This window comes from Enterococcus viikkiensis (assembly GCF_005405345.1).
Taxonomy (GTDB): domain Bacteria; phylum Bacillota; class Bacilli; order Lactobacillales; family Enterococcaceae; genus Enterococcus_A; species Enterococcus_A viikkiensis.
Genome location: NZ_BJDW01000002.1, coordinates 51,157 through 77,345 on the forward strand (window position 1 = coordinate 51,157; position 26,189 = coordinate 77,345).

Below are 26,189 nucleotides of genomic sequence, written 5' to 3' on the forward strand. Positions count from 1 at the left end.
TCTTGGATATCTTACCAAGCATCAGTGATTCAGACAAGTATTTTATTGATAGGTTTGCTGCAAATAAGTCAATAATTCTTTAGACAACTCAGTTGCCGAACTGCCCTCAGGCTTGTTTTCTAAAAATTCCACAACGGAATAATTTTGATTTTGGGTATCAAAGGTATACAAGAAGCTGTTTTCTTGCCCTTTTTCATCTTGTTTCTCTTTGATTTCCGCCGTCCCTGTTTTGGCCGCTAGCGGCAGATTCAATTCTGCCAAACTGTGGGCCGTTCCATTTGGATCACTGATTACTGCTTGCATATCCGTCGTGATCATTTCTGCTGATGCGGGTTTAATGACGTCTTTTTTGGTCTTAGTTTCGGCAGAAGCAAGTAATTTAGGATAGACTAAGGTTCCTTTATTGGGAAGGACTGAGTAAGTCGTGATTTGTTGGATTGGATTCATTAACAATTGGCCTTGCCCATAGCCGGTATCGGCTAACAGAATCTCAGAATTAAAAGAATCCTTATTAGAAATCTGAGCTTTTTCCATCGCAATTGGCAAATCTAATTCTTCCCCGAAAATAAATTTATTTAACCCCTCGCGGAAAGTTTTTTCACCCATCTTCAAGGTTTCTTGCGCCATATAAATATTATCGGAGTAAACAAGAGCTGTTTTCAAATTGACCGGACTGACATCTGAGACGCGGGTCACTTGGTATGAGCCCCACGAGCTATCTTTCTGCCACTTCAATCCATTGATCGCCAATTCTTCATTAGGATTCAATGTTCCGCTATCTAAACCGATCGCCGCCGTCACTGTTTTAAAGGTTGATCCTGGGGCGTAGCCAGTAGCAAAACGACTCATAAACGGTTGATTCTTATCATTGTTGTACGCATCGTAGTCTGTCTGGCTGATACCATTGGTCATTTTGTTTGGATCAAAGCTTGGTGAACTGACAGCAGTCAAGAGCTCACCAGTTTTGGGCGCCATTACGACACTAGAGCCTGGCTGATTCTTTAAGGAATTATAGGAAATTTGCTGCGCACGAGCATCAATCGTTAACTTAACGTTCTTCCCATTCTTTTTATCAATTTTTTGCAAAACTTTCTTTTCTGTTCCGTTGCTATCTGTTACAGCTAGTACACCGCCATCTTTTCCGCGTAGTTGTTTGTCCAACGCTCGTTCTAATCCACTACGGCCAATCAAGCTATCACTAGCCAGCTCTGGATTTTTTTTGATGTCGTCAGCGGTCACTTTACCGACATAGCCGATTAATTGAGCAGCAGCTTCCTTCAATGGATAAGTCCGTCCTGTTGTTTCTTGGACTGTTAAGCCTTCTGGTTTTTCTGTTGGTTGCTCAGCTGTTGTTTTAAGCGGAACGAAAAGATCGTCCTTGACCCAGCCTTGTTTTAGTGCCCCTTCAACCTCATCTGTCGTGCTGCTAATACTTTTGGCGATAGCCTCTATTTTTGTAGAACGTTCACTTTCAGTACCTAACTCCTTTGGTACGACTCCTAATTGATAGACCGTTCCATTCGTAGCGATTCCTTGATCATTGCGATCTAGAATTTCTCCACGCGCTGCCGCATCCACGCGGTAATTGATCTTGTCTTTGCCGCTCATTCCTGGAAAGATCAGATTCGGCTGCCAGTTGATTTGTTTGCCATCCTCAGAAAGGGTCCCGCTGTATTTTTGATTTTTTAACTGGCCAAACCCGGTATTTAATGAGAGTTGATAGCTGAACTGATAATAATCGCCAGCTTGCTGAACTTTTAAATCCTTCATTTTAATATTTGACGCACTGATCCCTGTAAAGATCGATTGGTATTTTTCTTGAACTTCCGCCTTAGAATAGCCGCTGTTCTTAACAGAATTTGCATTCAAATTTTTCGTAATAGCGGAATAATCGCCCTTTTGCAATCTTTTTACAAAGGCTTTGACAGTTTCTTCTCCTTGCTGTTTTACTTGGCTGGCTTGATAATAACGCACGCCGAAAAAGCCGGCGATGAGTAGTAAGAGTACGCCACCGATTATTAGCGGTAATCTATTGGTTGCTTTTTTATTTTTTGAACTTCTTTCCATAACAGAGTCCTCCCTAGCTTCTTTCGTCCACTTTCTTTATACTTAGAACAAAGGACGTGTTGGATCAATGAATCATTGCTATCTTTTTATCGGGCCTAGTGCTTCAGGAAAAACCACTTTAGCTGAAGCGACCTTTCGCCCTGAACAAAAAATTATTTCTTACACGACTCGTAATCCGCGAGTAGCTGAAGAACACGGTCGTGATTACTACTTTGTTACAAAAAAACAATTCAAGCAAATGGTCATTCAAGATGCCTTCGCTGAATATGATGTTTACGATGGACATTACTACGGCATCGCCAAAGAAACACTCCGCCATGCTTTAACACTAGGAGATTGTTATGACCCGATTACGGCTACCGGCTTTTTGAATTTGTACCAAGCATTCGGTGAACAAATGATTCCTGTTTGGATCAATATCTCTAGAGATACGTTCATTCAGCGACTAAAAAAGCGAGCCAGCCCAGAAGAATTGGCGCGTCGTTTAGCACTGTATCAGGAAGATCAGGAGAACTATGACCGACTCAAACAAATCCCCCAACTCATCGAGATCGATGGAGAAGCTTCATTGGCATCGATGGTCCACGAATTACGCCAACGGCTGAATTAATTGAAACGCTTTTCGTTCCCCATGCTCAAAGGGAAAATGAACCATTCCACAATAGGAGAAGCCTAATCTTTCAATCAATCTTAGCATCGGCTGATTAGCCGGATAGGTATCGATCCGGATGTCTTCATAGCCTAAGACTTGAGCTTGGTGGATTGCAGCTTGTAAGACACCTTTCCCAAGCCCACCACCACGGTATTTTTGACTGACCGCCACGTGGTGCAAGACAACATAAGGCCCTTCTTGCAGCCATTGACCTTCAATGGCTTCATAAACGGGGTCTTTATCCGCAATCAGCGCCACTGTTCCAACGATTTCTTCATTCAGCGTTAAAACATAGCTGGCTGCTTTACTGATGTCTTGACGAATAACCGCTTCGTGGGGTTCACGACCATTTTGCCACTGGGGAGAACCTTGTTGTTTCAAATATTCTTTCGCAGCTAGAATGATTTGATTAATCTCGGGAATATCTGCCAGTGTACTACGGCGAAAATTCCACTGAGCATTTTCTGTCTCACCGCCTTTGGCTTCATCACCAAAGGAGAGAATCGCCTCGGCATCCTTTTTTCCAAGAAAACCCGCCAGCAGTTCCCCCATTTGTTTTGCTTGTCTGACGATAAAATCTTCATCTTCATAACCCATCTCAATTCCATCCTCTCTGCCAATGATCACCTTGTTCTAAATAGGAACCAATCAACTCAAAATGATGGGCCAATGACCATTTCTTGATACTGCCTAGCCCGGGAAATTTTTTGGTTTCTTGATACCGTAGCAATTCTTCTAATCCTAAGGTCAATAACAGTTGATCTTGATTCCGAAAATACCACTCTGCCAGTTTCGCCAGTGCCTCGAAAAATTTTTGGCTTTGATCTTTCGCACTCTCATTGCTGTCAGAAACAAAATGCTTCACTCTTAAATTAAGGTATGCGTCGAAATACGTAAGATGCAACGCGATCGCCCGGCTGGGTCCACCTTTATCAAAATAACGACTACCTTCAATTGTGTAATCACTGAAACCTTGAGGATTCAAGCTTTGATAAAGATGCTCATCGCTATAAAAATCATCTATCTTTTCAGCATAATTAGCAACATTTTTTTTCGTTTGAAAAGCTTCTCTTAGAAAAATTTTATTTGGCACATCCAACATACGAAAACGACCTTGATCAGGAAGTAGCGTTAGCGCATTTGATTGGATTTTCGCTAACTGATCAGATTCCCTTGGAGAATTCGCATTGAAAACATAGAGTTCCCCGACAAAAGGATTCTCTTTGGTCACAATCTCTCCTTGTTTTAAACTAGATTCAGGCTTTAGAACCCATTCGAAGCGCTGTTGATCAAATAATTTCGCCGTCCCGACTTGGGGATTGGTAATCAAAAAACCAGTCAATTGTTCTTGATCAAAAAGTTCAATGGTTTTCTTCAAAGTAGCCGAATCTCTGACTGGCTCAATGATTGGTTGTATCTTTGGAGACCAGCGTTTAGCTTGAATTAACGCATTGACCGCCAATAAATCAAATTGTTTTCCTCGTAAATAGGGATAATACTTCATAAAGCCTCACTCCAAAGGTTCTGTTGGTCGGCGGCGAACTTGTTGCTGCCGTAAAAAGTAATAGTCTTGTTCTAATGCGTGCAGCTCTTCTTCTAGGCTAGCAATGCGCGCAGTCTGCACATCTTCAATAAAACGCTGATAATAATTATCTTCTTGCAAACTGTCATGATCAGCTAACCGACGGCGTAATTCTTTATACAGCTGTTCGGTGGAGAAAAAGCTCGTCCCATAGTCCATCCGTTTCGCCTTACGTACTTCTCGAAATAAAGAAGCCATAAAGCGTTGCGTCAATGCCTCTTCAGCGACTTTTAGGTTTTGTTTCAGGGGTTTCTTAGCTACAAAAAAAGTCCCTGCGGCTGGTAGCTCCTTGGTTATTTCAGCTGATTCACGGTACGGACGATAGACTAAAACGCCAATCTCACTTGGAATATCAGCATGAACTTTTTCGTAAAGCGCTTCGGGCAAGACAAAGTAATTGTAGTTGCCGACAAAAGAGAGCTTGGCTTTTGAATAGAAATCCGCCTTCGTCACCTTTAGTTCATAACAGCGCCATTCTCGCTGAGCGGGTTTAAAAAAACAAGCCAAAGTATCCACGATTCCTTGCTCGTCTGGCATCGTGACTTCCTCTACCACGATCCCACCTAATTCGATACAGTAATAATACAGTGCCTTTTCAATTTCTTGGGTTAAAGTTGTTTTCATTTTCTCACCATGGGAACGTATTTTCGTAAACTTTAGCATAATTGCACACAAAAAAACAGAGGTCACCCTCTGTTTTAAATAAAATATGAAAGATCGCTCGCAGGACTTGGATAAGCAAAAATATACTTCGCAACTTCTTCATGGCTCATCTTTTTACTCAAGACCAGCAGCAAATAATTGATTAGTTCATCTGCTAATTGACTCAAACAAGTAATCGCCACAATCTGATCCTGCTCATCGTAAACGAGTTTAATAGATGCACCTTGATCGTTGATTCGCTGATAAGTATACCAGCTAGACAGATCGATTGTTTGACTGTGGTATTTTTTTGCGTGTTCGGCTAATTCTTTTTCACTTACACCAATTCGCGCTAGCCGCTGATCACCAAAAACGATCGTTGGGATTAAGGGATAGCTGATTTTTTCTGTCGAACCTGCCTTCATTGCCTGTACAACATAATTCGCTTCAAAACCAGCGACTGGCGTCAATTTAGGCTGTGACTTCGCCAAAACGTCACCGCAGGCAAAAATAGTCGCTTGGGTAGTTTGTAAGTGGTCGTCGACTTGAATCCCTCGTTTGTCAAAAGCAACACCCGCTCGATCTAAGTGCAGACCTTCTACGTTTGGTACTCGTCCCGTTGCACCGATCACCATGTCCGTCATTAATTCAAATCCTTCACCAACGATTTTATAATTAGGCTGAGACAGTTCAATACTCTTTATATTGATATTAAAATGGAAATGAATCCCTTCCGCCTCTAAATGGTTGACTAAATCATCCACTAGTTCTTTATCAAATTCTTTTAAAGGCCGCTCATTGTGATGAATGATATGCACTTCTGATCCTGCCGCATTCGCGATCACCGCCAACTCAAAGGCAATATAGCCGGCACCAATGAAAGCGACCCGTTTTGGCAAATGTTCAAGTGCTAAAAAATCCGTACTGCTTTGCAAGAGATCTGAGCCGTCAATGGGTAATACCGCTGGCCGCTGACCCGTAGCAATCAAAAATTGGTCCGCTGATAACGTCTGATCATTAGCCATAATATTGTGGGCATCGACAAATTCCGCTTGCCCTTGATAACGGTCGATCTCCGCTTCATCCAGGCCTGTTTTCGTATTTTCTGGTACGTGATCCGTATAGCTTCGTTTGAAAGCCATCAAATCTTCCCAATTTATATTCGGCACCTGTTTGAAGCCTTTTCCGATCATCGTGCTAACTCTCTTTTGTGCTTCTACGCCACTCATCAGCATTTTTTTGGGGTCACACCCGCGATTAGGACACGTTCCGCCCCAGAGATCAGATTCAATGATGGCGACTTTCTTCCCTTGTTCCTTGAATCCATAAGCCGCCGCATTGCCCGCCGGTCCACTTCCAATCACAATGACATCATAAGTATTCATTTCTATTCCTCCTGACTTAAGAAGCGGAAAACATCGCTCCGTTTAATCGTTCCGATCATTTTTTGCTCTTTCTTGATAGTAAACGCTTCTTGCTCTGCTAACAGATCAAAGACCTCGCTCAATCTAGTAGCAATGTCTAAACTTGGTAACGTTTCGTCCAGTGGCTGAGCCTCTTGGTAATAGCCACCGCCAATAAGTGTTTCTAATGTTTGGGTGTACACTTCATCATTGGTTTCATCAAAGAAATCCTTCACGAATTGATTTTTCGGGTGTTTTTGAATTTCTTCTGGTGTATCACACTGAATCAATTTACCTTCATGCATGATAGCGATTCGGTTTCCAACTTTTAATGCTTCTTTCATATTATGCGTGACAAAGACAACTGTATTCCCTAACTTTTGATGCAATTTGATCACCAAGTCTTGCAGGCTAGCCCTTGAAATGGGATCTAACGCACTGAAAGGCTCGTCCATTAACATAATATCTGGTTCAGCTGCCAAAGCCCGGATGATCCCAATTCGTTGTTGCTGCCCCCCCGAAAGCTCGCTAGGCATTCGATCGCGGTATTGTTCCGGATCTAAGTCCACTTCGTTCAACAATTCATCCACCCGCTGACTACGACGCTGTTTGTCCCAGCCTAACATATCTGGTATCACGTCAATGTTTTCCTTCACCGTCATAGTAGGAAATAACGCGATCTGCTGCAAGACATACCCTGTCTGCCAACGTAATTTTTGGATATCATAATCTTTGATTCGCTTTTCATTAAAATAAATATCGCCATCCGTGGGCTCGATCAAGCCGTTGATCATTTTTAACGAAGTCGTTTTCCCGCTGCCGGAAGGTCCAACCAATACGAAAATCTCTCCTTTTTTCACTGAGAGGTTCAAATCTTTTAGAACCACGTTGCCTTCAAATTCTTTACTGACATTTTTAAATTCAATAATTGATTCCATCTATTTATCCTCCCCAATGATCTTCTCTTTCACCAAAAAGTCATGGGCAACTTTTGCTGGTTGTTCCTTCTTCACGTTTACTAAGTAGTTCATTTCCACCATTTGATCTTCTGTAATTTTACCGGACAAACGATTCAAGGCTTTAACAATCTTCGGATGTTTATCCGCAAACTCTTTTTTCATTAACGGTGCCCCTTGATAAGGTGGAAAGAGCTGCATGTCATCTTCCAAGGTAACTAGATCGTATTGCTTGATCTCACTGTCCGTTGAATAGGCATCGATCACGTCGACATCTCCAGTATTAATTGCCTGGTACCTTAAAGCGGGTTCCATACTTTGCACAGAGCCTAGCTCCACATTGTATTTCTTTTGAATCCCACGATAACCGTCTTCACGGTCAATAAATTCTAATGTAAAACCGGCTTTCAATTGATCCTGTTGCGCCGCTAAATCAGAAATTTTAGTGATGCCGCGCTTTTCTGCTTCACCTTTCTTCATCGCTAACGCATAGGTATTTTCATATTCCATTGGTTTTAGTAAGCGCATATTGAATTGTGCACCTAATAGTTTATTCGCTTCTTGGTAGGTTTTCTCTGGCGAAAGATTATCCGGAGTATTATCTGGAACTTTCACCAAGCTCTCTAAGACGGTCCCGGTAAACTCTGGATAGATATCAATTTGATTATTCTCAACTGCGCTAAATAAGAAACTGGTTTTCCCGAAGTTCGGCTTCAATTCCACTTTGATCGACGAATCTTCATCTTTAATAACCTCTTTATACATATTAATCAAAATATCTGGTTCAGAGCCTAACTTGCCGGCAATCGTGACCGTTTCCCCACCCATTGGATTGCTTTGAGCCAAGAAAATCCCACCAATGCCGAGACAGATCACACCTAGAGCCGCTAAAGCAACTTTTCCACTACGGTGTTGCAAGAAACGAATCAAGGTACTAAAAATAATTGCTAATAAAGCCGAGCTAATAGCTCCGATCAATGTCAAATTCGGATCATTGCGGTCGATTCCGAGTAAAATAAAGGTCCCTAGGCCGCCGGCACCAATCAAAGCGGCTAAGGTAGCCGTTCCGATAATCAACACTAACGCTGTACGAACCCCTGAAATAATAACAGGCATGGCCATCGGCAACTCCACCCGCAAAAGCTTACGCATTCGTGACATCCCAAAAGCATCTGCCGCTTCTTCAATCGAAGGATCAATTTCCGACAATCCGATATACGTATTTTGGAAGATTGGCAACAACGCATAGACGATCAAAGCAATTAGAGCTGGAACCGTACCAATCCCAACAAAGGGAATCAGCAGTCCTAATAATGCCAAAGAAGGAATCGTCTGTAAGATACTGGTGATTTGTAATACCACTTCAGCCATTTTCTTTCGTTGACTAAGCAAAATCGCTAATGGAATCGCGATGACAACCGCAATTAACAACGCACTTAACGAAATCGCCAAGTGTTCAAAAACTGCTGAAAGCAATTCGCCCTTTCGTTCATTAAAGGTATTAATTAATTCATTCATAAAATATCCTCTCAAAATATGACCTATTCTCATTATAGCTTAATCAAAAAAGGAGACAAAAAGATTCGCTTACGTAAAAAGTAGTATAATAACAAAAAGAAAGCAGGGAAATGATGAAAACGATTGAAGACTTAGAAGCGATTACACTTACTAAAAACGAAAAAAGCTATCATTATTTAAATTCACATCACTATAATTGGTTCAAAGCAATTGAGCTGAACCTGTTAAATAGTGATGGTTTCACCAATTATTTCTTACGCCTTAAGAAAAATGAGCCAAACGCCTTTGAACAGCTGCAAGAAAATGTTCTAAACGCATCGATCCAAGCGTTTCAGGCGGAATTAACCGATGCCGATAGCTTTGTTTTACTGACAGCCACCTGGGCAAACGGCTTTGTTCCAGAAAAAGCGACAGCCGCATTAAAGGACCTGAATCACTATTTAGCAAACTACACGATTCAAAAAGATCCGCTAATTGGTCTTAATCAAATGAACGCTGATTTCAATCAAGTCCTGTTGCAGCACTTTCCTAAAGTGCGCCGTCAAGATTTGCGTTTGCTCTATCGTTTGTTGGCCTTGAAGGAAGCCGACAATGACGTTGTTCATGACGAATTAGCCAGCTTAAACGAGCCCACTAGAAAACGTACTGAGCGACTTCGCGGACTGTTTCAAACAATATCATAAAAAACAACGACTGCTGATGTCACAATCTCACCGAGGAGATCGTGACATCAGCAGTCGTTGTGTCTCTATTTGTTTTTATCCATTGGCTTCTTATTCATCAGAGTCAAAAGCGGTCAGGACCGCCCACGGTTATCACCTATAAGGATAATAACCACTTTTGTTAGTCCGTGTCCGTTCTTTAAGCCAGTTTATTGAGTTCTCTTTCAATCAGAACTAACGACAGTTTTAATGCTTTGACTCGCTCTTTAGACAATGTAATTTGCGACTGTCTATTTTGACCCTGTGCTTGTTTTTCTTCAAGTGAAACAAGTGCCCGTTCAATCTTATGCAGCGTGGAAGCCAAAGATTTTTTCGCTGCTTGATACTCTTCTAATGTGTAATTTTCCAAGTCTCGTGTTCCTCCCCATAATTATTTCAACTATCTGACTTTCGTAAGCTAATTCCTCGAGAAACAGTCACTAACGCTGCGATGAAGAAAAGAAGTGCAACCAGATCGCTGGATCGCGATTTGAAGACAAAGAGAAACAGTAAGCCACCTAATAATTGAACTAATGAACACCAAAATAATCTATACCATTTTTTACTGGTCTTTATCCGCTTTCAACTCCTTACTTAGTTTTAGCTAAAAAACAGATGATTCAATGCGCTGTCCTTGGCTAAAAAAACTTTCTAAGCGTTTAGCCTAACTTGTTTAGTGATTAATTAAAGCTTATACAAAAAGTTCTTCGACATCAATAAAAAAAGCCCTTGCTCTAATTAAAGCGAGGACTTTATGTAAAATAACTGTAGTCAATTTATACTGACCACTAAAAAAACGTAAACAATGGATTCTTAACGAATTCCCAAAGCAATCCGCGCATAACGGCTCATCTTATCGGTTGTCCATGCAGGATACCACACAAGTTTCACTTCAACGTTGCTGACTTCTGGAATTTCAGCCAATGCTGATTGAATATTATCCGTTAAAATGTCCGCCAATGGGCAGCCCATGGTGGTTAAGGTCATTTTGATAATAGTATTTCCAGTCTGTTCAAAATCAACTTCATAAATCAAACCAAGATTGACGATATCGATACCTAACTCAGGGTCAATAACTGACTCTAAAGCGGTCAAAATATTTTCTTTAATTTCAGCAACTTCTGCTTCGGTCCATTTTGGTGCTTTCTCTTCCATTCGCTCCACTCCCTTTTGAGTTCACCCGTATTTTACTCCATCTTATTCAGTTTGTAAATGAGAATTGATGGCCAGTCATTCTCATTTAAGAATCTTTATTGATCTACCTTTATTTTTTTCATCTGGATCTGTTCGTCCTCGGTCAAGAAAGAGCCCACGACAGAATCCGTCGCCATAATATTGGTAAATGAATTCGGATCAATATCCGTCACGACTTGCTTTAACGTATACAATTCATAGCGGGTTAAAACGATCATAATGACCTCCCGTTCCGTTGAACTAAAACCACCACGTGCAGGAATAACTGTCAACCCTCGAAGCAGTTCACGACTTAACGCTTCACACATTTCCTTGCTTTTATTTGTACTAATGAAGGCTGTCATCTTCTGGTGACTCGTGTGGACAAAGTCAACTACGGAACTCATTGTGAAAATCGTGATGATGGTGTAAAGAGCACTCTCCCAAGTAAAGAAGAAACCTGCGACTACGACGATCACACCGTTTAATAGCATCATATAATTGCCTACGGTGCGCCCGGTTGTTTTAGATAAAAGTAAAGAAACGATATCCAAACCACCAGTTGTAAAGCCTAACTTCAACGAAAAACCTGCGCCAATTCCTAGTAATACCCCACCAGTAATAGCATTCATCAAGACGTTATCCGTCACTTGTCCAACTGGAATCAAGGTGGTAAAAAAGGACATCGAGATTACGTTGGCAAAACTTAAAATCATTGCCGATTTTCCTAATTTTATAAAGCCTAAAATAAATACAGGAACATTCAATAGGAAAATCAAGATCCCGGTATCAATCGTTAAGCCAAAGCTCGTTAATAAATGTTCTAAAATTTGAGCAATCCCTGTCATCCCCGCTGAAAAAACATTTGCTGGAATCAAAAAATAATTCAGCCCAACAGCTCCTGTTAAGCCTGTAAAAAGAATGACAACAATTTTTTTTGCCAAATCTTTTGATGTGTAATTAATAACATTTTGCATCAGCTATTCCTCCTTCATTCAAACCCATAATAGAGTACCAGTTCTCTATGTGAATAATCAATCGTTTTCATTCGCTTATTGGAGAATAATTATGGCTTTCTTATCAATTTTTGATAAACTAGAGGAAAAGATTCAAAAGTTTTAGGAGGACAATGATGGCGAAAGAAGCAAGCTTTGATATCGTATCAGAATTGAACAAAGAAGAAGTCAAAAATGGGGTTCAAATCGCATTGAAAGAATTAAAGAATCGTTTTGACTTCAAGGGCAGTACCTTTGACATTACTACAGAAGGCAACCAATTAGTCGTTACTGCAGAGGACGATTACAAGATCGAACAAGTCAAAGAAGTCTTGTTCAGTAAATTGATCAAACGTGGGGTTCCATTAAAAAATATTCAGTTTTCCAATTCAGAGCATGCCCTTGGCGGCAATGCTCGTCAGAAAGCTGATTTGGTGAGTGGTATTGATAAGGAAAGCGCCAAAAAATTAACGACTGCTATCAAGAACAGCAAAATCAAAGTTAAAGCGCAAATTCAAGAAGATCAATTAAGGGTCACTGGAAAAAATCGTGACGATTTACAGAAGGTGATTGCTTTAGTGAAAGACATCGACCTACCGATTGATCTACAATTTACTAATTATCGCTAAAAAATAGGCTATGTTAGATTAAAATCTAACATAGCCTATTTTTTTATTCTGTACTTTCCCAAAAGTCTTGGATTGTTTTCCCTAATTCTTCCGCATCATACACTACTTTACGATCACACCAACTAATCGGTAATAATTTTTGATAATGAGGATTCGTATATCGCTGATCCAAAAGTAAAATGATTCCCTGATCCTTCATTGTTCTGATCACACGTCCGGCTGCTTGGATGACTTTGTTCATCCCAGGCAATTGGTAGGCATAACTGAATCCTTCGTCCTTTTTCTCATCATAATATTCTTTGATTAACTCTTGTTCGTGATTGATTTGCGGGAGTCCCACGCCAACAACAACCGTTCCAATAAGCTTTTCACCCACCAAATCAATTCCTTCAGAGAAGATTCCACCTAGCACACAGAAGCCAATCAACGTTTTTTGGGGCTGATTTACAAACGCAGCTAGAAATTCTTCGCGTTCCTGCTCATTTAATTTTGATCCTTGGATTTGTATCGCGTATTCTGGATATTTTTCATGAAAATAATCCGCTACTTGATCAAGAAACTGAAAAGACGGTAAAAAGACTAAATAGTTTCCGGTTTTAGCTTTGACCAGTGCTTCAACTGCCTCAGCAATTTTTGGAATATTTTGGACTCGTTTCTGATAAGTCGTTTGAATACTTGCATCTACTAGCACTAAACGATTTTCACTTGGGAACGGACTAGGCAAACGATACGTTAAACTTTCTTCCCCTCCGCCTAAGACTTCTTGATAATAATCTAATGGCGAAAAGCTTGCTGAGAATAGGATACTACTGCCAACTTTGTCCATGGTCTGTTCCAGAAAATAGGAAGGATCGATGCAATATTCCTTTACAATCAAGTCATACTGTTTATATTCTACCGTTGTCTCGTAATGATCGTCATAGAACTCACTCATTCGCGTAAAACGTAAAATCTCAAAATAAACTGGTAGCATTCGTTGCTGCATGGGGTCTTCGGGATTTTCCGCCAACCATTCCTTAATCAATTCTTGAACTTTAAAAAGACTTTTAATCAACCCTTCTGGCGCACTTTGTTGATGGAGATAGGCTTCGCCAGCAAGAGCTTGGTAAATCAATTCAAACTCGTTATCGACCTTTATAAAAGCTTTATTGAGTTTTTTAAAAGAACTTTTTAAATCTTTTTGAATAGTCGCTAAATTGTTTCTTGAGATACTAGCAGAGTACATTTCTTTTGATCGATTGACTAGATTATGAGCTTCATCCACTAATACCAAGTTCGTTTTATTTTCTTCTTCAAAAAAACGGCGTAAATACACAGTTGGATCAAAGAGATAATTATAGTCTCCTATGACAAGATCACAAAAGCGGCTAACATCTAATGATAATTCAAAAGGACAAAGCTCATGCTTGCGCGCATAGTCTTCAATCACTGGACGAGTATAGTGATCATCGTTATTCAACATATCCCATAAACCATCGTTCACGCGGTCGTAATAGCCCTTAGCAAACGGGCAATGCTCCGGCGTACAATTTCGTTCAGTCAAAAAACAAATCTTATCCTTCGCCGTTAAAGTTACGCTTTTGATTCGTGCGGCTTCTTGAGTAATTTTAGTCACGGTTTCTTCCGCGACCTGTCGGGTGATTGTTTTGGCGGTCAAATAAAAGATCCTTTCACCTAGTTCTTCACCCATCGCTTTGAACGTGGGAAACAAGGTCGACATCGTTTTACCTGTCCCAGTCGGTGCTTCAACAAAAAGCTTTTGTTGTGCATGAATCGTCTTGTAAACAGCGGCAGCTAACTCGCGCTGTCCTTTGCGATAGGTCCCAAATGGAAATACTAATTCTTTTAACGATTGATTTCTCGTTTCACGCCAATCCATCTGAAAAACGAGCCAATTCTCATAACGTTGGACTAAATCAGTAAAGAAATCTGAGAGTTCTTGAAAGCTAAAACGACGTTCTTGTCGCGTCATTTTTTCTTCCGTCGTCTGAAAATAAGTCAAACGCGTCCCGATTTCACTTAATTCCTCTTGTTCGCTAAAGATATAGGCGTAGACCATTGCTTGATAAAAATACAGATTAATGATCCCTTCTTCTAAATCTTCAATAGGTGTTTCTGAGGTTTTTATCTCATCGATATAAGTCAGCTCATCTTGTAGAAAGATTCCATCTGCGCGGCCCTCAATTTGAACCTCGATGCCGGCAATGGTTAGTGGCTTTTTCAGCCAGACTTCTTTCTGATAGCTCGATCCAGCTTCTTTCTGCAACTTGCGATGAATTCTAGCACCCTCTTGAGGTGTGTGGCTGCTGTTTTTTCCTTCATCAATACTGCCGCTGCGTAGAATGAATTCAACTAATTCTCGAATGGCTATTTTCTTGACTGTCATGTCTTCACCTCATTTATCTTTTTTTATCATTTGTTTTCCTTTAAAAGTTTTTGCTGTTCAACCATAGAAGATTTTCTAAACGGCGTCAAGTGTTACTCGTCCTCCGACTTATCTATTAAACGCTGCAGAAAGTCGCGAAAAAGATCCGTCGCAATTCCCATTTTTTCGTAGTTTTCAAAGATCGAATGCATTTCCATAAATAGAAACGATAGATAAAACGCGTAAAGCAAGACGTTGCCCGCATTCATTGGGATCAAGCTTGCCACTGGCAGGAAAAATAGCAGTAACAAAATACTGGCGATCTTCCGTAAAATCCCATTAATTCCAATTTTTGATGAGAGTTGTTTAGTCAATCGTGCAGCAATCAATCCGGTGATCAAATCCAGCAGCATAGCTAATGAAATTAAGGCTAAAACAAATAGTACGTTTGGCTCTCCTTCAATCATTTTCATCCAATTTGTCATAATAAATTCCCCCTTTACTATTATTAACGAAAGAAAAAGGCGCAATGCTTACTTAAATGTCAAATTCGTTCAGGGATTCCACATATTTTTTGCTTTTAAGGTATAATAAAGATGAAATTCAGTCTGGGTCTCTAAACGAGAAGCCCTAGTTGATGTGAAATTGAGGCTCATTTTCTATAGAGAATGAGTTAGGAGGGAAATAATGATTCAAATCGAAGGCTTCGTTACGGGAATTGCGCAAGAAAATTGTTACTTGATCCATAACGAGCAGAATTTACTAATTGTTGATCCAGGCGCTGAGGGAGATCGCTTAGCTGCAGAAATTGAACGTATCGGTAAAAAACCACAGGCAATTCTTTTAACCCACACCCATTATGACCATATTGGAGCGGTAGAACAATTACGAAAATTGTATGCTATTCCGGTCTATGTCAGTCCATTGGAACAAAAATGGTTAGGTGACCCTATCTTGAATCTATCAGGTTTAGGTCGACATGATGATATGCCAGATTTGATTGTTCAACCAGCAGAATTTGAATTTGAGCTGAAAGAATACACAATTGGCGACATGACCTTTCAAGTGGTTCCGACTCCGGGACATTCTATCGGTAGCGTCAGCTTTATTTTTGACAATTTTGTCGTCGTGGGAGATGCTCTATTTAAAGGAAGTATCGGTCGCACGGATCTTTACACGGGAGATCTACAGCAGCTTCTATATAGTGTTAAAACGTATCTCTTTACCTTACCTCGCGAATTGCCAGCTTATCCCGGGCATGGTCCGGCAACGACGATTGGTCAAGAGATAGACACGAATCCTTTTTTTAATTAATCAACTTTTTGGAGGTTTTAAATATGGCAGAAACAAATCTTTACATTGTACGACATGGTAAAACGATGTTCAATACATTAGCACGTGTACAAGGCTGGTGTGACACTCCGCTGACCCAAAGCGGCCGCGATGGTATCCACTACGTGGGGCTTGGATTACAAGACACGAAGTTTGAAGAAGCCTATTCAAGTGATTCCGGACGGGCGATTGAAACCATGCGAATTCTCTTAGGGGAACATCCAGACGGGAAAGATATTCCTTACCATGTGGATCCCAGAATTCGTGAATGGTGCTTTGGTTCTTTAGAAGGCGCCTATGATGCAGAAATGTGGGGCGTCTTGCCTCGTGTTTTGAACTTTAAAACGGAAGATGACTTATTTGCGACCGATGTCAGCTTTGAAGAAATCGCAAATGCAGTGGAAGGAGCAGACACAGCAAACTGGGCAGAACCTTACGAAAAATTACGGGATCGTGTCTGGAACGGTTTTGAAGATATCGCCCAACAACGTGAAAAACAAGGCGGTGGAAATGTCTTAATCGTATCTCATGGTTTAACGATTGCTTTCTTATTAAGCTTGATCGATTCAAACCAACCTGTTCGAGCAAATCTGCTAAATGGCAGTATTAATCGCCTGCGATACGAGAATGGTGAATTTTCGATCCGTGCAATCAATGATATTAGTTACATGGAACGCGGGAAAAAGATTTCTGATCAAATTGACGAATAAGCGTAGAAGCGGTGACAATATTTTTGTCACCGCTTCTCTTTTCTGAATAAACAACGCTCCAGCAATAGCTTATTGCTTAAAGGTGAGTGCTTCTGTCACGGCTTCTTTAAAAAAGTTTAGTTTTTTTTCGATGGTTTTTTGATTAGCGAAACGGTATACTATTTTATGTTACTAATCTGAAAGGACGTATCGTATGCTTATTGCTAATATTTTTAAAGCCATTATTCTTGGTATCGTCGAAGGGATCACAGAATGGCTACCGATTTCTTCTACCGGTCATTTGATCTTAGCCGACGAATTTATCAAAATGAACATGAGCCCCGCCTTCACTGAGATGTTTAACGTCGTGATTCAACTAGGAGCGATTTTGGCAGTCGTCGTTTTATACTTCAGCAAGCTGAATCCCTTCGCCCCCAGTAAGACCTCAGCCGAAAAAAAAGATACTTGGACATTATGGTTTAAGGTCATCATCGCCTGTCTCCCGGCAGCTGTAATTGGTATTCCAGCTGATGACTTCTTAGACGCTCATTTTCATAAGTTTTTACCTGTGGCAATTATGTTGATTGTATATGGGATTGCGTTTATCGTTGTTGAAAAACAAAACAAACATAAACAACCAAAAGTCACTACGTTAAATGACTTCACTTACAAAGCTGCATTGATCGTAGGGGCATTTCAATTATTGTCTTTGGTTCCCGGAACCTCTCGCTCTGGTGCAACAATTTTAGGGGCAATTATTATTGGCAGCTCTCGTTTTGTAGCAACTGAATTTTCTTTCTTCTTAGGAATTCCCGTCATGTTTGGTGCTAGCGGCTTGAAGATTTTCAAATTTATTTCTCACGGAAATTCATTTGGCTCTTCTGAAACGATCGTGTTATTAGTCGGTATGGTCACAGCATTTGTCGTCTCCATTATCGCTATCAAATTCTTATTGGATTATATTAAAAGAAATGATTTTACCGCCTTTGGCTGGTATCGAATTATTCTTGGTATCATCTTGATCGGCTACTGGCTGATCGCCATGTAAGACGCGCATAATTGCGGGTCTTTTCTTTTTTTGCTACTTTCATACTAATCGATAATTATTATAAAAAGCGATCATTCTCCGTTGTTCCGTTCTCCTTATGTAATCGCTTGCTTTCTTCTATTATATACTAATGATAGTCATTCTCAAGTCTAAATGATAATTACTTTCGTTCTCAATTAGCTAATTTCATTATCATTTGAATAATCGACTGTGATACTATGAGGGTGAAAGGAGGAAAAGTTATGAATACTCAAGAACGAAATGCTTTTCTCTCAACTTTGTTTTGCCTGATCTTTTTAATCAGTGGAAAAATGCTTATGGCCTTTGCGTCTCCCATCTTCCCCCTCGTCTTTGTTCTAGCCATCATTAGCGGCGGGTGGAAACAAACCTTTGAAGGTATCTCAGAACTCATTCATGAAAAAAGCTTAAATGTCGATTTATTGATGGCCTTAGCAGCGATCGGCGCCTGCTTGATTGGCAATTGGTTTGAAGGTGCGATGCTGACCTTTATCTTTTGTCTCAGTGGTGCATTGGAGGAATATGCTACTAATAAAAGTATGAAAGAAATTACCGCTCTAATGAATGTGGCACCAAAAGAAGCATTAAAAGTTGTCGCTGGTGAACACCTTACAGTCCCTGTTGAAACATTAAAGCTGAATGATCGCGTGTTCGTTCCTAAAGGCACTGCCGTACCGATTGATGGGGAGATTTTAACAGCTTCTTCGATTGATGAATCGGCAATCACCGGTGAAGCCGTCCCTGTCGAAAAAAATCCCGGGGATGATGTTTTTGGCGGGACGATCAACGTCGGACAAGCGTTCACCTTAACAGTGACAAAGATGAGTAATGATACTCTAGTTTCACAAATTTTACGGCTAGTGGAAAATGCCCAAAAAGAACAAAGTGCCACTGCAACTTTCATCGAAAAGATTGAAAACAGTTACGTTAAAATCGTTTTAATCACCGTCCCATTGATGATCTTAGTGACCCATTTCTTACTTGGCTGGAGCTTTACTGAGAGTTTCTATCGTGGGATGGTACTCCTAGTCGTGGCCTCCCCTTGTGCCTTGGTCGCCTCTGCGACACCTGCGACATTAGCCGCGATTTCCAATGGCGCGAAGCATGGGATTCTTTTTAAGTCGGGAAAAACACTAGAAAAATTAGCCGAGCTACAGGCGATCTCTTTTGATAAGACAGGAACGCTGACCAAAGGGAAACCGCTTGTCACTAACTATCAAACTTTTTCAACTGATCCTGTCATTCCGAGAATCTTCTATTCGATGGAACGCCAATCAGCTCATCCATTAGCCATCGCCATTGCCAAGTTTTTTGAAAAAGAAGAAACCTTGGACCTCCAGGTGGAAGAGAAAGCTGGTAAGGGCTTAGAAACGGTTTATGCTGACCGGACTTGGTGCTTAGGAAAGCCTTCGGAAAAACAAATGCAACAACCTTTAATTGCTCAATGGCATAATGAAGGGAAAACAGTTGTTGCACTTACTAGCGATGGAAAATTAGTCGCTTTAATCGCCCTAATGGATCTACCTAAGCCTTTTACGAAAGAAGTCATCGCCTACTTTGATGCACAAGCAGTTCAAACGGTGATGTTGACTGGTGATAATCATGGAGCTGCCAGCTTTGTAGCGCAACAGCTTGGATTAAATGATTTTCATAGCGGTCTACTTCCTGCGGATAAAACGTCTCTAGTCAAACAACAGCAAGAAAGTTATCCAGTCAACGCGATGGTGGGCGATGGAATCAATGATGCTCCTGCACTTGCGACTGCCAGCGTTGGAATTGCAATGGGTGAAGGAACCGATGTTGCGATGGAAGTTTCTGATATGGTTTTAATGAAGAATGACTTGACGAAATTGATGTACAGTCATCGACTGGCCAAGAAAATGAAGCGCCTCGTCCGACAAAATATTCTGTTTTCAATTAGCGTGATCCTTCTTTTGATCGCCAGTAATTTTCTCCAGTTTCTAACCTTACCGCTTGGAGTCGTCGGACATGAAGGCAGCACTATTTTAGTTATCTTGAATGGACTGAGAATGCTGATTCCATTGAAGGAACGTCCACACAACAAAGCAGAAAAATGCACAGCCTGCCCGCTTTATCAAGCCGTCAGCTAATTTTTAGCAAGAATACCTGTAGCAAACAGTAAATTTTCTGTTAAGGAAAAAAACTTGTCACGATTTTATTGCATTGGAATCTTCCTTTATGTATAATGAGTAATGTTGAATTGTACGGCTATAACCGTATAAGACTAAATCCGGAGGTGAAATCCATGCCAAACATTGAATCTGCAATCAAACGTGTCCGCACTAGCGAAGCTGCTAACGCTAAAAACTCATCACAAATGAGCGCAATGCGTACAACCGTTAAGAAATTTGAAGAAGCTGCTGCTGCAGGTGCTGAAAATATGAACGACTTATATAAAGAAGCTGCTAAAGCTATCGATATGGCTGAATCAAAAGGTTTGATCCACAAAAACAAGGCAAACCGTGATAAAGCACGTCTTTCTAAAAAATTAGCAAAATAATAAAAACCGATCTTTTGATCGGTTTTTTTATTTACACTTACACTTAAAAAAAGCCACCGAATTTTAATAACTAAAATTCGGTGGCTTTACTGCTTATTTTATTGTTAACTCACTATAATTTTTAGAACGCTCTTCCATATCTTCCACTGTTTGATTCAACATTTCTTCAACGACTTCATCATTTTCCTTGATATTATGCAAAGCAGAAAAACGTGTTTGCTCTTCAAGGAAGTCGTTCATCCTACTGAAGTCAGCTTTCTTAAAGTCGATCCGCATTGGTTCTTTGCCCTTTTGAGCTCGAACTGGATCAAAACGGTACAGTTGCCAATAGCCGGATTCTACGGCTTCTTTAGATTCTTTGATTGATTGGCTCATGCCACCGCGAAGACCATGATTAATACAAGGCGTGTAACCAATAATAATTGATGGCCCTGGGTAAGCTTCAGCCTCTTGAATTGCCTTCAACGCTTGGGTCGGATTTGCCTCAATCGCAACCTGTGCCACATAAACATCACGATAGGTCATCGCAATCATGCCTAAGTCTTTTTTCTTCGTCTTCTTCCCACCTGCCGCAAATTTTGCGATGGCAGCAGAAGGAGTCGCTTTAGACATCTGTCCACCCGTGTTGGCATAAAGCTCATTGTCCATGACTAAAATATTAACATCCTCACCGGAAGCCAGTACATGGTCGATTCCACTAAAGCCGATGTCATATGCCCAACCATCACCGCCAATGATCCATTGACTTGGTTTTACGAACATATCCTTGTCCGCTAAAATCGACTGCAGCTCTTCATTCGTTTCACCACTTAATGTCGCTTTTAGCTTAGCGGCTCGTTGCTGACTGCCTTCGCCTTCTTGCATATGATCTAGCCAATCTTGTAATTGAGCCTTAGTATCCTCCGACCCTACGCCTTTGTCCAAGATGGTTTTGATTTTGTTAGCTACTCGATTTCGTTTGGTCATATTCGCCACGTGCATCCCTAGACCATATTCAGCGTTGTCCTCAAAGAGTGAGTTACTCCAAGCGGGACCGCAGCCATTTTGATTGACGGTATAGGGTGCAGCCGGCGACGAACCGCCCCAAATAGAAGAACAACCAGTTGTGTTAGCAATCATCATGCGATCGCCATAAAGCTGGGTTAAAAGTTTAACATAGGGTGTTTCACCACAGCCTGCACAAGCACCGGAGAATTCAAGCAGTGGCTGCTCAAACTGTGACCCTAAGACTGAGAATTTCTTCGCAGGATTTTCTTTTTGCCGTAATGTCATAGCAAAAGCCCAGTTGATTGCCTGCTCTTTTTGATCTTCGTAAGACTTCATGACTAGCGCTTTTTCTTTTGCTGGACACACTTCGGCACAAAGTCCGCATCCGGTACAATCTTCTAAAGAAACTTGAATCCGATATTTTAGGCCACTTTTCCCTTTCATATCGCGTGTAATAAAACCTGCTGGTGCATCCTCCAACTCTTCGTCATCCGCCAAGAATGGTCGAATCGCCGCGTGGGGACAAACAAAGGCGCATTCATTACACATCGTACAAGCCTCAGGAATCCATTCAGGCACTTCTAAAGCGATCCCTCGCTTCTCGTAGGCTGCTGTGCCAGAAGGCATTACACCGCCTAACATGCCGTTTTCGATCAAGTCATTAACTGAAAGCTGATTGCCTTCTTGACGATTGATGGGCTCTAGAATATTGCGGATATAAGCTGGCTTGCTCAGATCCGTTTCTTTGATCTGTTCCTTGACTTCTAACGTTGCCCATTCAGCTGGGATCTCGATTTTTTTCAACTCAGCAACCGTCAAATCAATCGCCTGCCAGTTTCGCTCCACGATGGTTCTCGACTTTTTACCATAAGCAGCGTCAACTTCACCCTTAAGTAATGGCAAATAGGTCTCGTGATCCATGATATCTGTCAGCTCAAAGAAAGCTGTTGACATGACTTGATTGATTCGCCCACCTAACCCGGCTTTTTGAGCGATTTCCATCGCGTTAATAGTATAGAAATTAATCTGATGCTCTGCTAAATAGCGTTTGATCCGGCTTGGCAATAACTGCCGGACTTTCTCTTCATCCCAAACAGTATTCAGTAAGAAGGTCCCGCCATCTTTTAGCCCCTTCACCAAATCATATTGATGGATGTAAGCGCTGTTATGACAGCCGATAAAATCAGCCGCCTCTACGTTATACGTCGAAAGAATCGGTTCTTTCCCAAAACGTAAATGAGAATTTGTCAATCCACCCGATTTTTTGGAATCATAAGAGAAATAGGCCTGAGCATAATAATCAGTGTTATTTCCGATGATTTTGATGGCTTGTTTATTGGCTCCCACCGTTCCATCAGAACCGAGTCCCAAAAATTTTGCTTGGAAGGTTGATTCTGGTGTCAGATCTAGGATATCACTCATTGGTAAAGACAAGTGAGTGACATCATCATTGATCCCAATAGTAAAGCGTTGCTTCATCTCATTGATCGGTAATACTAAATGATTAAACACGCCTACGATTTGGTCTGGTGTCACATCTTTTGAAGCGATTCCGTACCGTCCACCAATCACAATTGGACGATTCGAATGACGATATAAGACACTCTGTACATCTAATAATAGTGGTTCCCCATCGGATCCAGGTTCTTTGGTCCGGTCTAGTACAGCAACTTTCTCAACACTTGCTGGCAATTTCGCTAATAGATTTTCTGCCGGGAACGGACGATACAAATGGATATCGATAAAGCCGACTTTGCGGCCATTCGTATTTAAATAATCCACAGTTTGTTGGATCGTTGGCGAAGCTGAACCCATTGCGATGATGACTTCCGTTGCTTCCGGATCTCCATAATAATTTGTCAAATCATACTCAGTGCCTCGCAAATCATTGATCTTATTCATGTATTTCTGAACGATCGCAGGCATTTCATCGTAGTAACGATTAACTGTTTCTCTTTGTTGAAAATGAATATCAGGGTTTTGTGCCGTTCCAGAAACATTCGGACGATTCGGATTCATTCCTAATCGTCTGAACTCCGCTAAGGCATCCCAGTTCATCATTGCCTTCAAGTCTTCATAATCAAGTACTTCGATTTTTTGCAGCTCATGACTCGTTCTAAAGCCGTCAAAAAAATTCAGAAAAGGTAGCTTACCTTCAATACTCGCTAAGTGAGCCACGGCGGATAGATCCATGACTTCTTGAACGCCCCCTTCAGCCAACATACAAAATCCTGTCTGGCGAGCAGCCATTACATCACTATGATCGCCGAAAATACTCAATGCATTGGTAGAGACCGCTCGCGCAGCTACATGAAAAACAGTCGGTAATAATTCGCCAGCAATCTTAAACATATTCGGAATCATCAATAATAATCCCTGTGAAGCGGTATACGTGGTTGTTAAGACACCTGTTTTTAATGAGCCGTGTACGGTTCCGGCAGCCCCAGCTTCTGACTGCATTTCAACGACTTTGACCGTCTCATTGAAAATATTTTTACGTCCTTGTTCTGCCCATTCATCGACAACTTCCGCCATCGTCGAACTAGGAGTGATGGGATAGATTCCGGCAACCTCGGTGAAGGCGTAAGAAATATGAGCTGCCGCAGTATTTCCATCCATTGTTTTCATCGTTTTCATCATTTGCACCTCGCTTAAACCAATTGCTCCTGCTTTGTTTTTTGAATATATTGATCGATTTCATTTGCTGCTATTTTACCGGCACCCATTGCCAAGATGACTGTCGCAGCTCCAGTAACGATATCTCCGCCTGCAAAAACGCCTGGGATCGATGTCTCACAAGATTCTTCATCTGCGTCGATATAGCCCCATTTGTTCAAAGCTAACTCTGGAAAAGTGTCTAATAAGACTTTGTTCGCACCTTGACCGATTGCTTCGATTGCGGTATCTGCTTCAATAATAAATTCACTTCCGGGAATCACAATCGGACGGCGACGACCAGATTCATCAGGTTCGCCTAATTCCATTTGCATGCATTTTACCGCAGTCAGGCGACCATTGCCGTCATCCAGATACTCAATCGGATTACTCAACCAATGGTAATTGATTCCTTCTTCTACTGAATGATGGTATTCTTCTTCACGGGCTGGCAATTCCTCTAATGAGCGACGATAAACGATCGATACATTTTCCGCGCCTAATCGTTTGGCTGATCTAGCCGCATCCATCGCGACGTTTCCGCCACCGATTACCACAACATTTTCTGATTTTTGGACCGGCGTATCGTATTGAGGGAATTGATAGCCATGCATCAAGTTGACCCGCGTCAAATATTCACTAGAAGAATAGACCCCGTTCAATGAGGTTCCTTTAATTCCTTGAAATCTTGGCGCCCCAGCTCCAACAGAGAGGTAACAAGCGTCAAATTCCTCGATAATTTCATTCATAGTAATGGTTTTCCCAACAACTACATTTGTTTCTAAATTAACTCCTTGAGCGATAATTCGATCGATTTCTTGTTTGACAATTTTTTTTGGCAAGCGAAATTCTGGAATGCCGTATGTCAAAACACCACCGGGTGAATGTAGCGCTTCATAGATCGTCACATCATAGCCTAATTTAGCCAAATCGCCAGCAGTAGTTAGTCCAGACGGACCTGAACCAATGACTGCGACCCGCCCCTTATTTTGCCCCACTTCATGAGCTTCATAAGGCTGGTCTAACGCCCAATCGGCTACCAAGCGTTCCAATTTTCCGATTGCTACTGGTTCAAACTTCTTAGAGCGGCCTAACCGGCAAACCATTTCGCACTGCTTTTCTTGCGGGCAAACCCGACCACAAATCGCCGGCAAGTTGGTGTAACGGCTTAGCACTTCATAGGCTTGAGACATATCACCCTCTGCGATTGCTTGAATAAAGCCTGGGATATCGATCATGACTGGACATTTATCAATACAAGGCGCATTTTTACATTGTAAACAACGGCTTGCTTCTAGCTGTCCTTCTTCCAGCGTGTAACCCAATGCCACTTCATCGAAGTTATGCTTGCGAATCTCAGGTGCTTGCTCTTTCATTGGCGTCTTGGTATAACTACGTTTAGCCATTGGCATTCACCTGCTTTTCATATCTTTCGTTAGAGAGCTGTTCTTCAGGTCGATATTGCTGCATGCGATTAACAAATTCATCCCAGTCAACTTCTTCGCCTAAAAATTCAGGACCATCCACACAAGCGAACTTAATCGAATCCGCCACTGTCACTCGGCAGCCGCCGCACATGCCGGTGCCGTCAATCATGATTGGATTTAAAGAGACATAGATCGGCGTATTGTATTTTTGCGCGGTAAGCGTACAGAACTTCATCATGATACTAGGGCCGATCGCCCAAGTCATCACGACTTCTTCCCGTTTGAATACAGCCTCCATCGCATTCGTGACTACTCCTTTTTGCCCAATGGAGCCGTCGTCAGTCATTAAGATGAGTTCATCCGAATATTTGGCACAATCCTCCTGTAAGATCAGTAATTCCGCATTTTTCGCTCCCAAGATAGTAATGACGCGGTTGCCCGCTTCTTTCAGTGCCTTAACAATTGGAAATAGCGCAGCGATGCCAACACCTCCACCAACTAAGAGAACGGTTCCATAATTTTCGATGTCGGTCGCCTTACCCAGAGGACCAACAATATACCTTAATGCTTCGCCTGCTCTAACGGTGGCAAGTTGTGCGGTCGTTTTACCGATTACTTGAAAAATTAGTCGAACCCAGCCAGCTTCTGTATCCGTATCAACAACCGTTAATGGAATCCGTTCGCCGTACTCATCGATTCGCAGAATGACAAATTGTCCAGCCTTTGCCTTCTTAGCGATCCGAGGGGCATCGACTAGAATCTCAAATTCCGTAGGTGCCAATTCTTTTCGCTCTAATACCTTAAACAAATCTTCACCTCATTTTTTCGT

General features: G+C 41.4%; 23 protein-coding genes. 8 read left to right on the plus strand and 15 right to left on the minus strand.

The window, feature by feature from the left end; genetic code table 11:
• Nucleotides 1–42: 42 nt before the first annotated feature.
• Nucleotides 43–2,067: a penicillin-binding protein PBP4(5) gene (gene pbp4, locus FFM67_RS01625; protein ID WP_137612934.1), complete on the minus strand. Its 2,025-nt coding sequence runs from the start codon at nucleotides 2,065–2,067 to the stop codon at nucleotides 43–45.
• Between the two features lie 67 nt (nucleotides 2,068–2,134).
• Between pbp4 and FFM67_RS01630 the strand changes: the two genes are divergently transcribed.
• Entirely contained in the window at nucleotides 2,135–2,677 is a 543-nt protein-coding gene (locus FFM67_RS01630; RefSeq protein ID WP_137612935.1) for a guanylate kinase, read from the plus strand.
• On the opposite strand, the gene FFM67_RS01635 is transcribed toward FFM67_RS01630, so the two are convergent.
• From FFM67_RS01635 to FFM67_RS01660, 6 genes are all read right to left on the minus strand, one after another.
• Complete coding sequence (locus tag FFM67_RS01635; protein ID WP_137612936.1) at nucleotides 2,657–3,316, minus strand: GNAT family N-acetyltransferase; 660 nt, start codon at nucleotides 3,314–3,316, stop codon at nucleotides 2,657–2,659. The genes FFM67_RS01630 and FFM67_RS01635 overlap by 21 nt on opposite strands.
• A gap of 1 nt (nucleotide 3,317) precedes the next feature.
• Complete coding sequence (locus FFM67_RS01640) at nucleotides 3,318–4,223, minus strand: sce7725 family protein (RefSeq protein ID WP_137612937.1); 906 nt, start codon at nucleotides 4,221–4,223, stop codon at nucleotides 3,318–3,320.
• 6 nt (nucleotides 4,224–4,229) lie between these two features.
• Complete coding sequence (locus FFM67_RS01645; protein ID WP_137612938.1) at nucleotides 4,230–4,925, minus strand: hypothetical protein; 696 nt, start codon at nucleotides 4,923–4,925, stop codon at nucleotides 4,230–4,232.
• A gap of 74 nt (nucleotides 4,926–4,999) precedes the next feature.
• Nucleotides 5,000–6,328, minus strand: a complete 1,329-nt coding sequence (locus FFM67_RS01650) for a dihydrolipoyl dehydrogenase family protein (RefSeq protein ID WP_137612939.1) — start codon at nucleotides 6,326–6,328, stop codon at nucleotides 5,000–5,002.
• Nucleotides 6,329–6,330: 2 nt separating this feature from the next.
• Nucleotides 6,331–7,284: an ABC transporter ATP-binding protein gene (locus FFM67_RS01655; RefSeq protein WP_137612940.1), complete on the minus strand. Its 954-nt coding sequence runs from the start codon at nucleotides 7,282–7,284 to the stop codon at nucleotides 6,331–6,333.
• Nucleotides 7,285–8,820, minus strand: coding sequence for an ABC transporter permease/substrate-binding protein (locus FFM67_RS01660; protein ID WP_137612941.1), 1,536 nt, complete (start codon nucleotides 8,818–8,820; stop codon nucleotides 7,285–7,287).
• Between the two features lie 113 nt (nucleotides 8,821–8,933).
• Here FFM67_RS01660 and FFM67_RS01665 point away from each other — a divergent pair, with 113 nt between their 5' ends.
• The gene (locus FFM67_RS01665) at nucleotides 8,934–9,503 is read left to right on the plus strand and encodes a hypothetical protein (protein ID WP_137612942.1); all 570 of its coding nucleotides are present in this window, start codon (nucleotides 8,934–8,936) and stop codon (nucleotides 9,501–9,503) included.
• Nucleotides 9,504–9,681: 178 nt separating this feature from the next.
• Here FFM67_RS01665 and FFM67_RS01670 read toward each other — a convergent pair whose 3' ends face one another.
• The 3 genes from FFM67_RS01670 to FFM67_RS01680 form a co-directional block, all read right to left on the minus strand.
• A complete protein-coding gene (locus FFM67_RS01670) occupies nucleotides 9,682–9,891 on the minus strand; it encodes a hypothetical protein (RefSeq protein ID WP_137612943.1) in 210 nt (69 codons plus the stop codon).
• Nucleotides 9,892–10,334: 443 nt separating this feature from the next.
• Nucleotides 10,335–10,676: a metal-sulfur cluster assembly factor gene (locus FFM67_RS01675; protein ID WP_137612944.1), complete on the minus strand. Its 342-nt coding sequence runs from the start codon at nucleotides 10,674–10,676 to the stop codon at nucleotides 10,335–10,337.
• 95 nt (nucleotides 10,677–10,771) lie between these two features.
• Nucleotides 10,772–11,671 carry a YitT family protein gene (locus FFM67_RS01680; RefSeq protein WP_137612945.1) on the minus strand — a complete coding sequence of 300 codons (900 nt, stop codon included), beginning with the start codon at nucleotides 11,669–11,671 and terminating at the stop codon, nucleotides 10,772–10,774.
• Between the two features lie 155 nt (nucleotides 11,672–11,826).
• Between FFM67_RS01680 and FFM67_RS01685 the strand changes: the two genes are divergently transcribed.
• On the plus strand, nucleotides 11,827–12,318 hold the full coding sequence (locus FFM67_RS01685) for a YajQ family cyclic di-GMP-binding protein (RefSeq protein ID WP_137612946.1): 492 nt from the start codon (nucleotides 11,827–11,829) through the stop codon (nucleotides 12,316–12,318).
• A 43-nt stretch (nucleotides 12,319–12,361) separates the two neighbouring features.
• On the opposite strand, the gene FFM67_RS01690 is transcribed toward FFM67_RS01685, so the two are convergent.
• The gene (locus FFM67_RS01690) at nucleotides 12,362–14,704 is read right to left on the minus strand and encodes an ATP-dependent DNA helicase (protein ID WP_137612947.1); all 2,343 of its coding nucleotides are present in this window, start codon (nucleotides 14,702–14,704) and stop codon (nucleotides 12,362–12,364) included.
• Between the two features lie 92 nt (nucleotides 14,705–14,796).
• Nucleotides 14,797–15,168, minus strand: a complete 372-nt coding sequence (locus tag FFM67_RS01695; RefSeq protein ID WP_170177972.1) for a phage holin family protein — start codon at nucleotides 15,166–15,168, stop codon at nucleotides 14,797–14,799.
• 202 nt (nucleotides 15,169–15,370) lie between these two features.
• On the opposite strand from FFM67_RS01695, the gene FFM67_RS01700 reads away from it, so the two are divergent.
• From FFM67_RS01700 to rpsT, 5 genes are all read left to right on the plus strand, one after another.
• Nucleotides 15,371–15,997 carry an MBL fold metallo-hydrolase gene (locus FFM67_RS01700; RefSeq protein ID WP_137612948.1) on the plus strand — a complete coding sequence of 209 codons (627 nt, stop codon included), beginning with the start codon at nucleotides 15,371–15,373 and terminating at the stop codon, nucleotides 15,995–15,997.
• Nucleotides 15,998–16,020: 23 nt separating this feature from the next.
• A complete protein-coding gene (locus tag FFM67_RS01705) occupies nucleotides 16,021–16,725 on the plus strand; it encodes a histidine phosphatase family protein (RefSeq protein ID WP_137612949.1) in 705 nt (234 codons plus the stop codon).
• A 193-nt stretch (nucleotides 16,726–16,918) separates the two neighbouring features.
• Nucleotides 16,919–17,752, plus strand: a complete 834-nt coding sequence (locus FFM67_RS01710; protein ID WP_137612950.1) for an undecaprenyl-diphosphate phosphatase — start codon at nucleotides 16,919–16,921, stop codon at nucleotides 17,750–17,752.
• Between the two features lie 242 nt (nucleotides 17,753–17,994).
• Entirely contained in the window at nucleotides 17,995–19,881 is a 1,887-nt protein-coding gene (locus FFM67_RS01715; RefSeq protein ID WP_174784449.1) for a heavy metal translocating P-type ATPase, read from the plus strand.
• 155 nt (nucleotides 19,882–20,036) lie between these two features.
• A complete protein-coding gene (gene rpsT, locus FFM67_RS01720) occupies nucleotides 20,037–20,291 on the plus strand; it encodes a 30S ribosomal protein S20 (RefSeq protein WP_137612951.1) in 255 nt (84 codons plus the stop codon).
• 93 nt (nucleotides 20,292–20,384) lie between these two features.
• Here rpsT and nifJ read toward each other — a convergent pair whose 3' ends face one another.
• Genes nifJ through FFM67_RS01735 form a run of 3 tightly spaced genes read right to left on the minus strand, consistent with a single transcriptional unit; the run spans nucleotide 20,385 to nucleotide 26,168 of the window.
• Nucleotides 20,385–23,918, minus strand: a complete 3,534-nt coding sequence (gene nifJ, locus FFM67_RS01725) for a pyruvate:ferredoxin (flavodoxin) oxidoreductase (RefSeq protein WP_174784450.1) — start codon at nucleotides 23,916–23,918, stop codon at nucleotides 20,385–20,387.
• An 11-nt stretch (nucleotides 23,919–23,929) separates the two neighbouring features.
• The gene (gene gltA / locus FFM67_RS01730) at nucleotides 23,930–25,339 is read right to left on the minus strand and encodes an NADPH-dependent glutamate synthase (protein ID WP_137612953.1); all 1,410 of its coding nucleotides are present in this window, start codon (nucleotides 25,337–25,339) and stop codon (nucleotides 23,930–23,932) included.
• Nucleotides 25,332–26,168: a sulfide/dihydroorotate dehydrogenase-like FAD/NAD-binding protein gene (locus FFM67_RS01735; protein WP_137612954.1), complete on the minus strand. Its 837-nt coding sequence runs from the start codon at nucleotides 26,166–26,168 to the stop codon at nucleotides 25,332–25,334. Before FFM67_RS01735 ends, gltA begins: the two co-directional genes overlap by 8 nt.
• Between the last annotated feature and the right edge of the window lie 21 nt (nucleotides 26,169–26,189).

Coding starts and splice junctions, on each gene's coding strand:
- pbp4 (WP_137612934.1), bottom strand. CDS start 2,067: ATGGAAAGAAGTTCAAAAAATAAAAAAGCAACCAATAGATTACCGCTA.
- FFM67_RS01630 (WP_137612935.1), top strand. CDS start 2,135: ATGAATCATTGCTATCTTTTTATCGGGCCTAGTGCTTCAGGAAAAACC.
- FFM67_RS01635 (WP_137612936.1), bottom strand. CDS start 3,316: ATGGGTTATGAAGATGAAGATTTTATCGTCAGACAAGCAAAACAAATG.
- FFM67_RS01640 (WP_137612937.1), bottom strand. CDS start 4,223: ATGAAGTATTATCCCTATTTACGAGGAAAACAATTTGATTTATTGGCG.
- FFM67_RS01645 (WP_137612938.1), bottom strand. CDS start 4,925: ATGAAAACAACTTTAACCCAAGAAATTGAAAAGGCACTGTATTATTAC.
- FFM67_RS01650 (WP_137612939.1), bottom strand. CDS start 6,328: ATGAATACTTATGATGTCATTGTGATTGGAAGTGGACCGGCGGGCAAT.
- FFM67_RS01655 (WP_137612940.1), bottom strand. CDS start 7,284: ATGGAATCAATTATTGAATTTAAAAATGTCAGTAAAGAATTTGAAGGC.
- FFM67_RS01660 (WP_137612941.1), bottom strand. CDS start 8,820: ATGAATGAATTAATTAATACCTTTAATGAACGAAAGGGCGAATTGCTT.
- FFM67_RS01665 (WP_137612942.1), top strand. CDS start 8,934: ATGAAAACGATTGAAGACTTAGAAGCGATTACACTTACTAAAAACGAA.
- FFM67_RS01675 (WP_137612944.1), bottom strand. CDS start 10,676: ATGGAAGAGAAAGCACCAAAATGGACCGAAGCAGAAGTTGCTGAAATT.
- FFM67_RS01680 (WP_137612945.1), bottom strand. CDS start 11,671: ATGCAAAATGTTATTAATTACACATCAAAAGATTTGGCAAAAAAAATT.
- FFM67_RS01685 (WP_137612946.1), top strand. CDS start 11,827: ATGGCGAAAGAAGCAAGCTTTGATATCGTATCAGAATTGAACAAAGAA.
- FFM67_RS01690 (WP_137612947.1), bottom strand. CDS start 14,704: ATGACAGTCAAGAAAATAGCCATTCGAGAATTAGTTGAATTCATTCTA.
- FFM67_RS01695 (WP_170177972.1), bottom strand. CDS start 15,168: ATGACAAATTGGATGAAAATGATTGAAGGAGAGCCAAACGTACTATTT.
- FFM67_RS01700 (WP_137612948.1), top strand. CDS start 15,371: ATGATTCAAATCGAAGGCTTCGTTACGGGAATTGCGCAAGAAAATTGT.
- FFM67_RS01705 (WP_137612949.1), top strand. CDS start 16,021: ATGGCAGAAACAAATCTTTACATTGTACGACATGGTAAAACGATGTTC.
- FFM67_RS01710 (WP_137612950.1), top strand. CDS start 16,919: ATGCTTATTGCTAATATTTTTAAAGCCATTATTCTTGGTATCGTCGAA.
- FFM67_RS01715 (WP_174784449.1), top strand. CDS start 17,995: ATGAATACTCAAGAACGAAATGCTTTTCTCTCAACTTTGTTTTGCCTG.
- rpsT (WP_137612951.1), top strand. CDS start 20,037: ATGCCAAACATTGAATCTGCAATCAAACGTGTCCGCACTAGCGAAGCT.
- nifJ (WP_174784450.1), bottom strand. CDS start 23,918: ATGATGAAAACGATGAAAACAATGGATGGAAATACTGCGGCAGCTCAT.
- gltA (WP_137612953.1), bottom strand. CDS start 25,339: ATGGCTAAACGTAGTTATACCAAGACGCCAATGAAAGAGCAAGCACCT.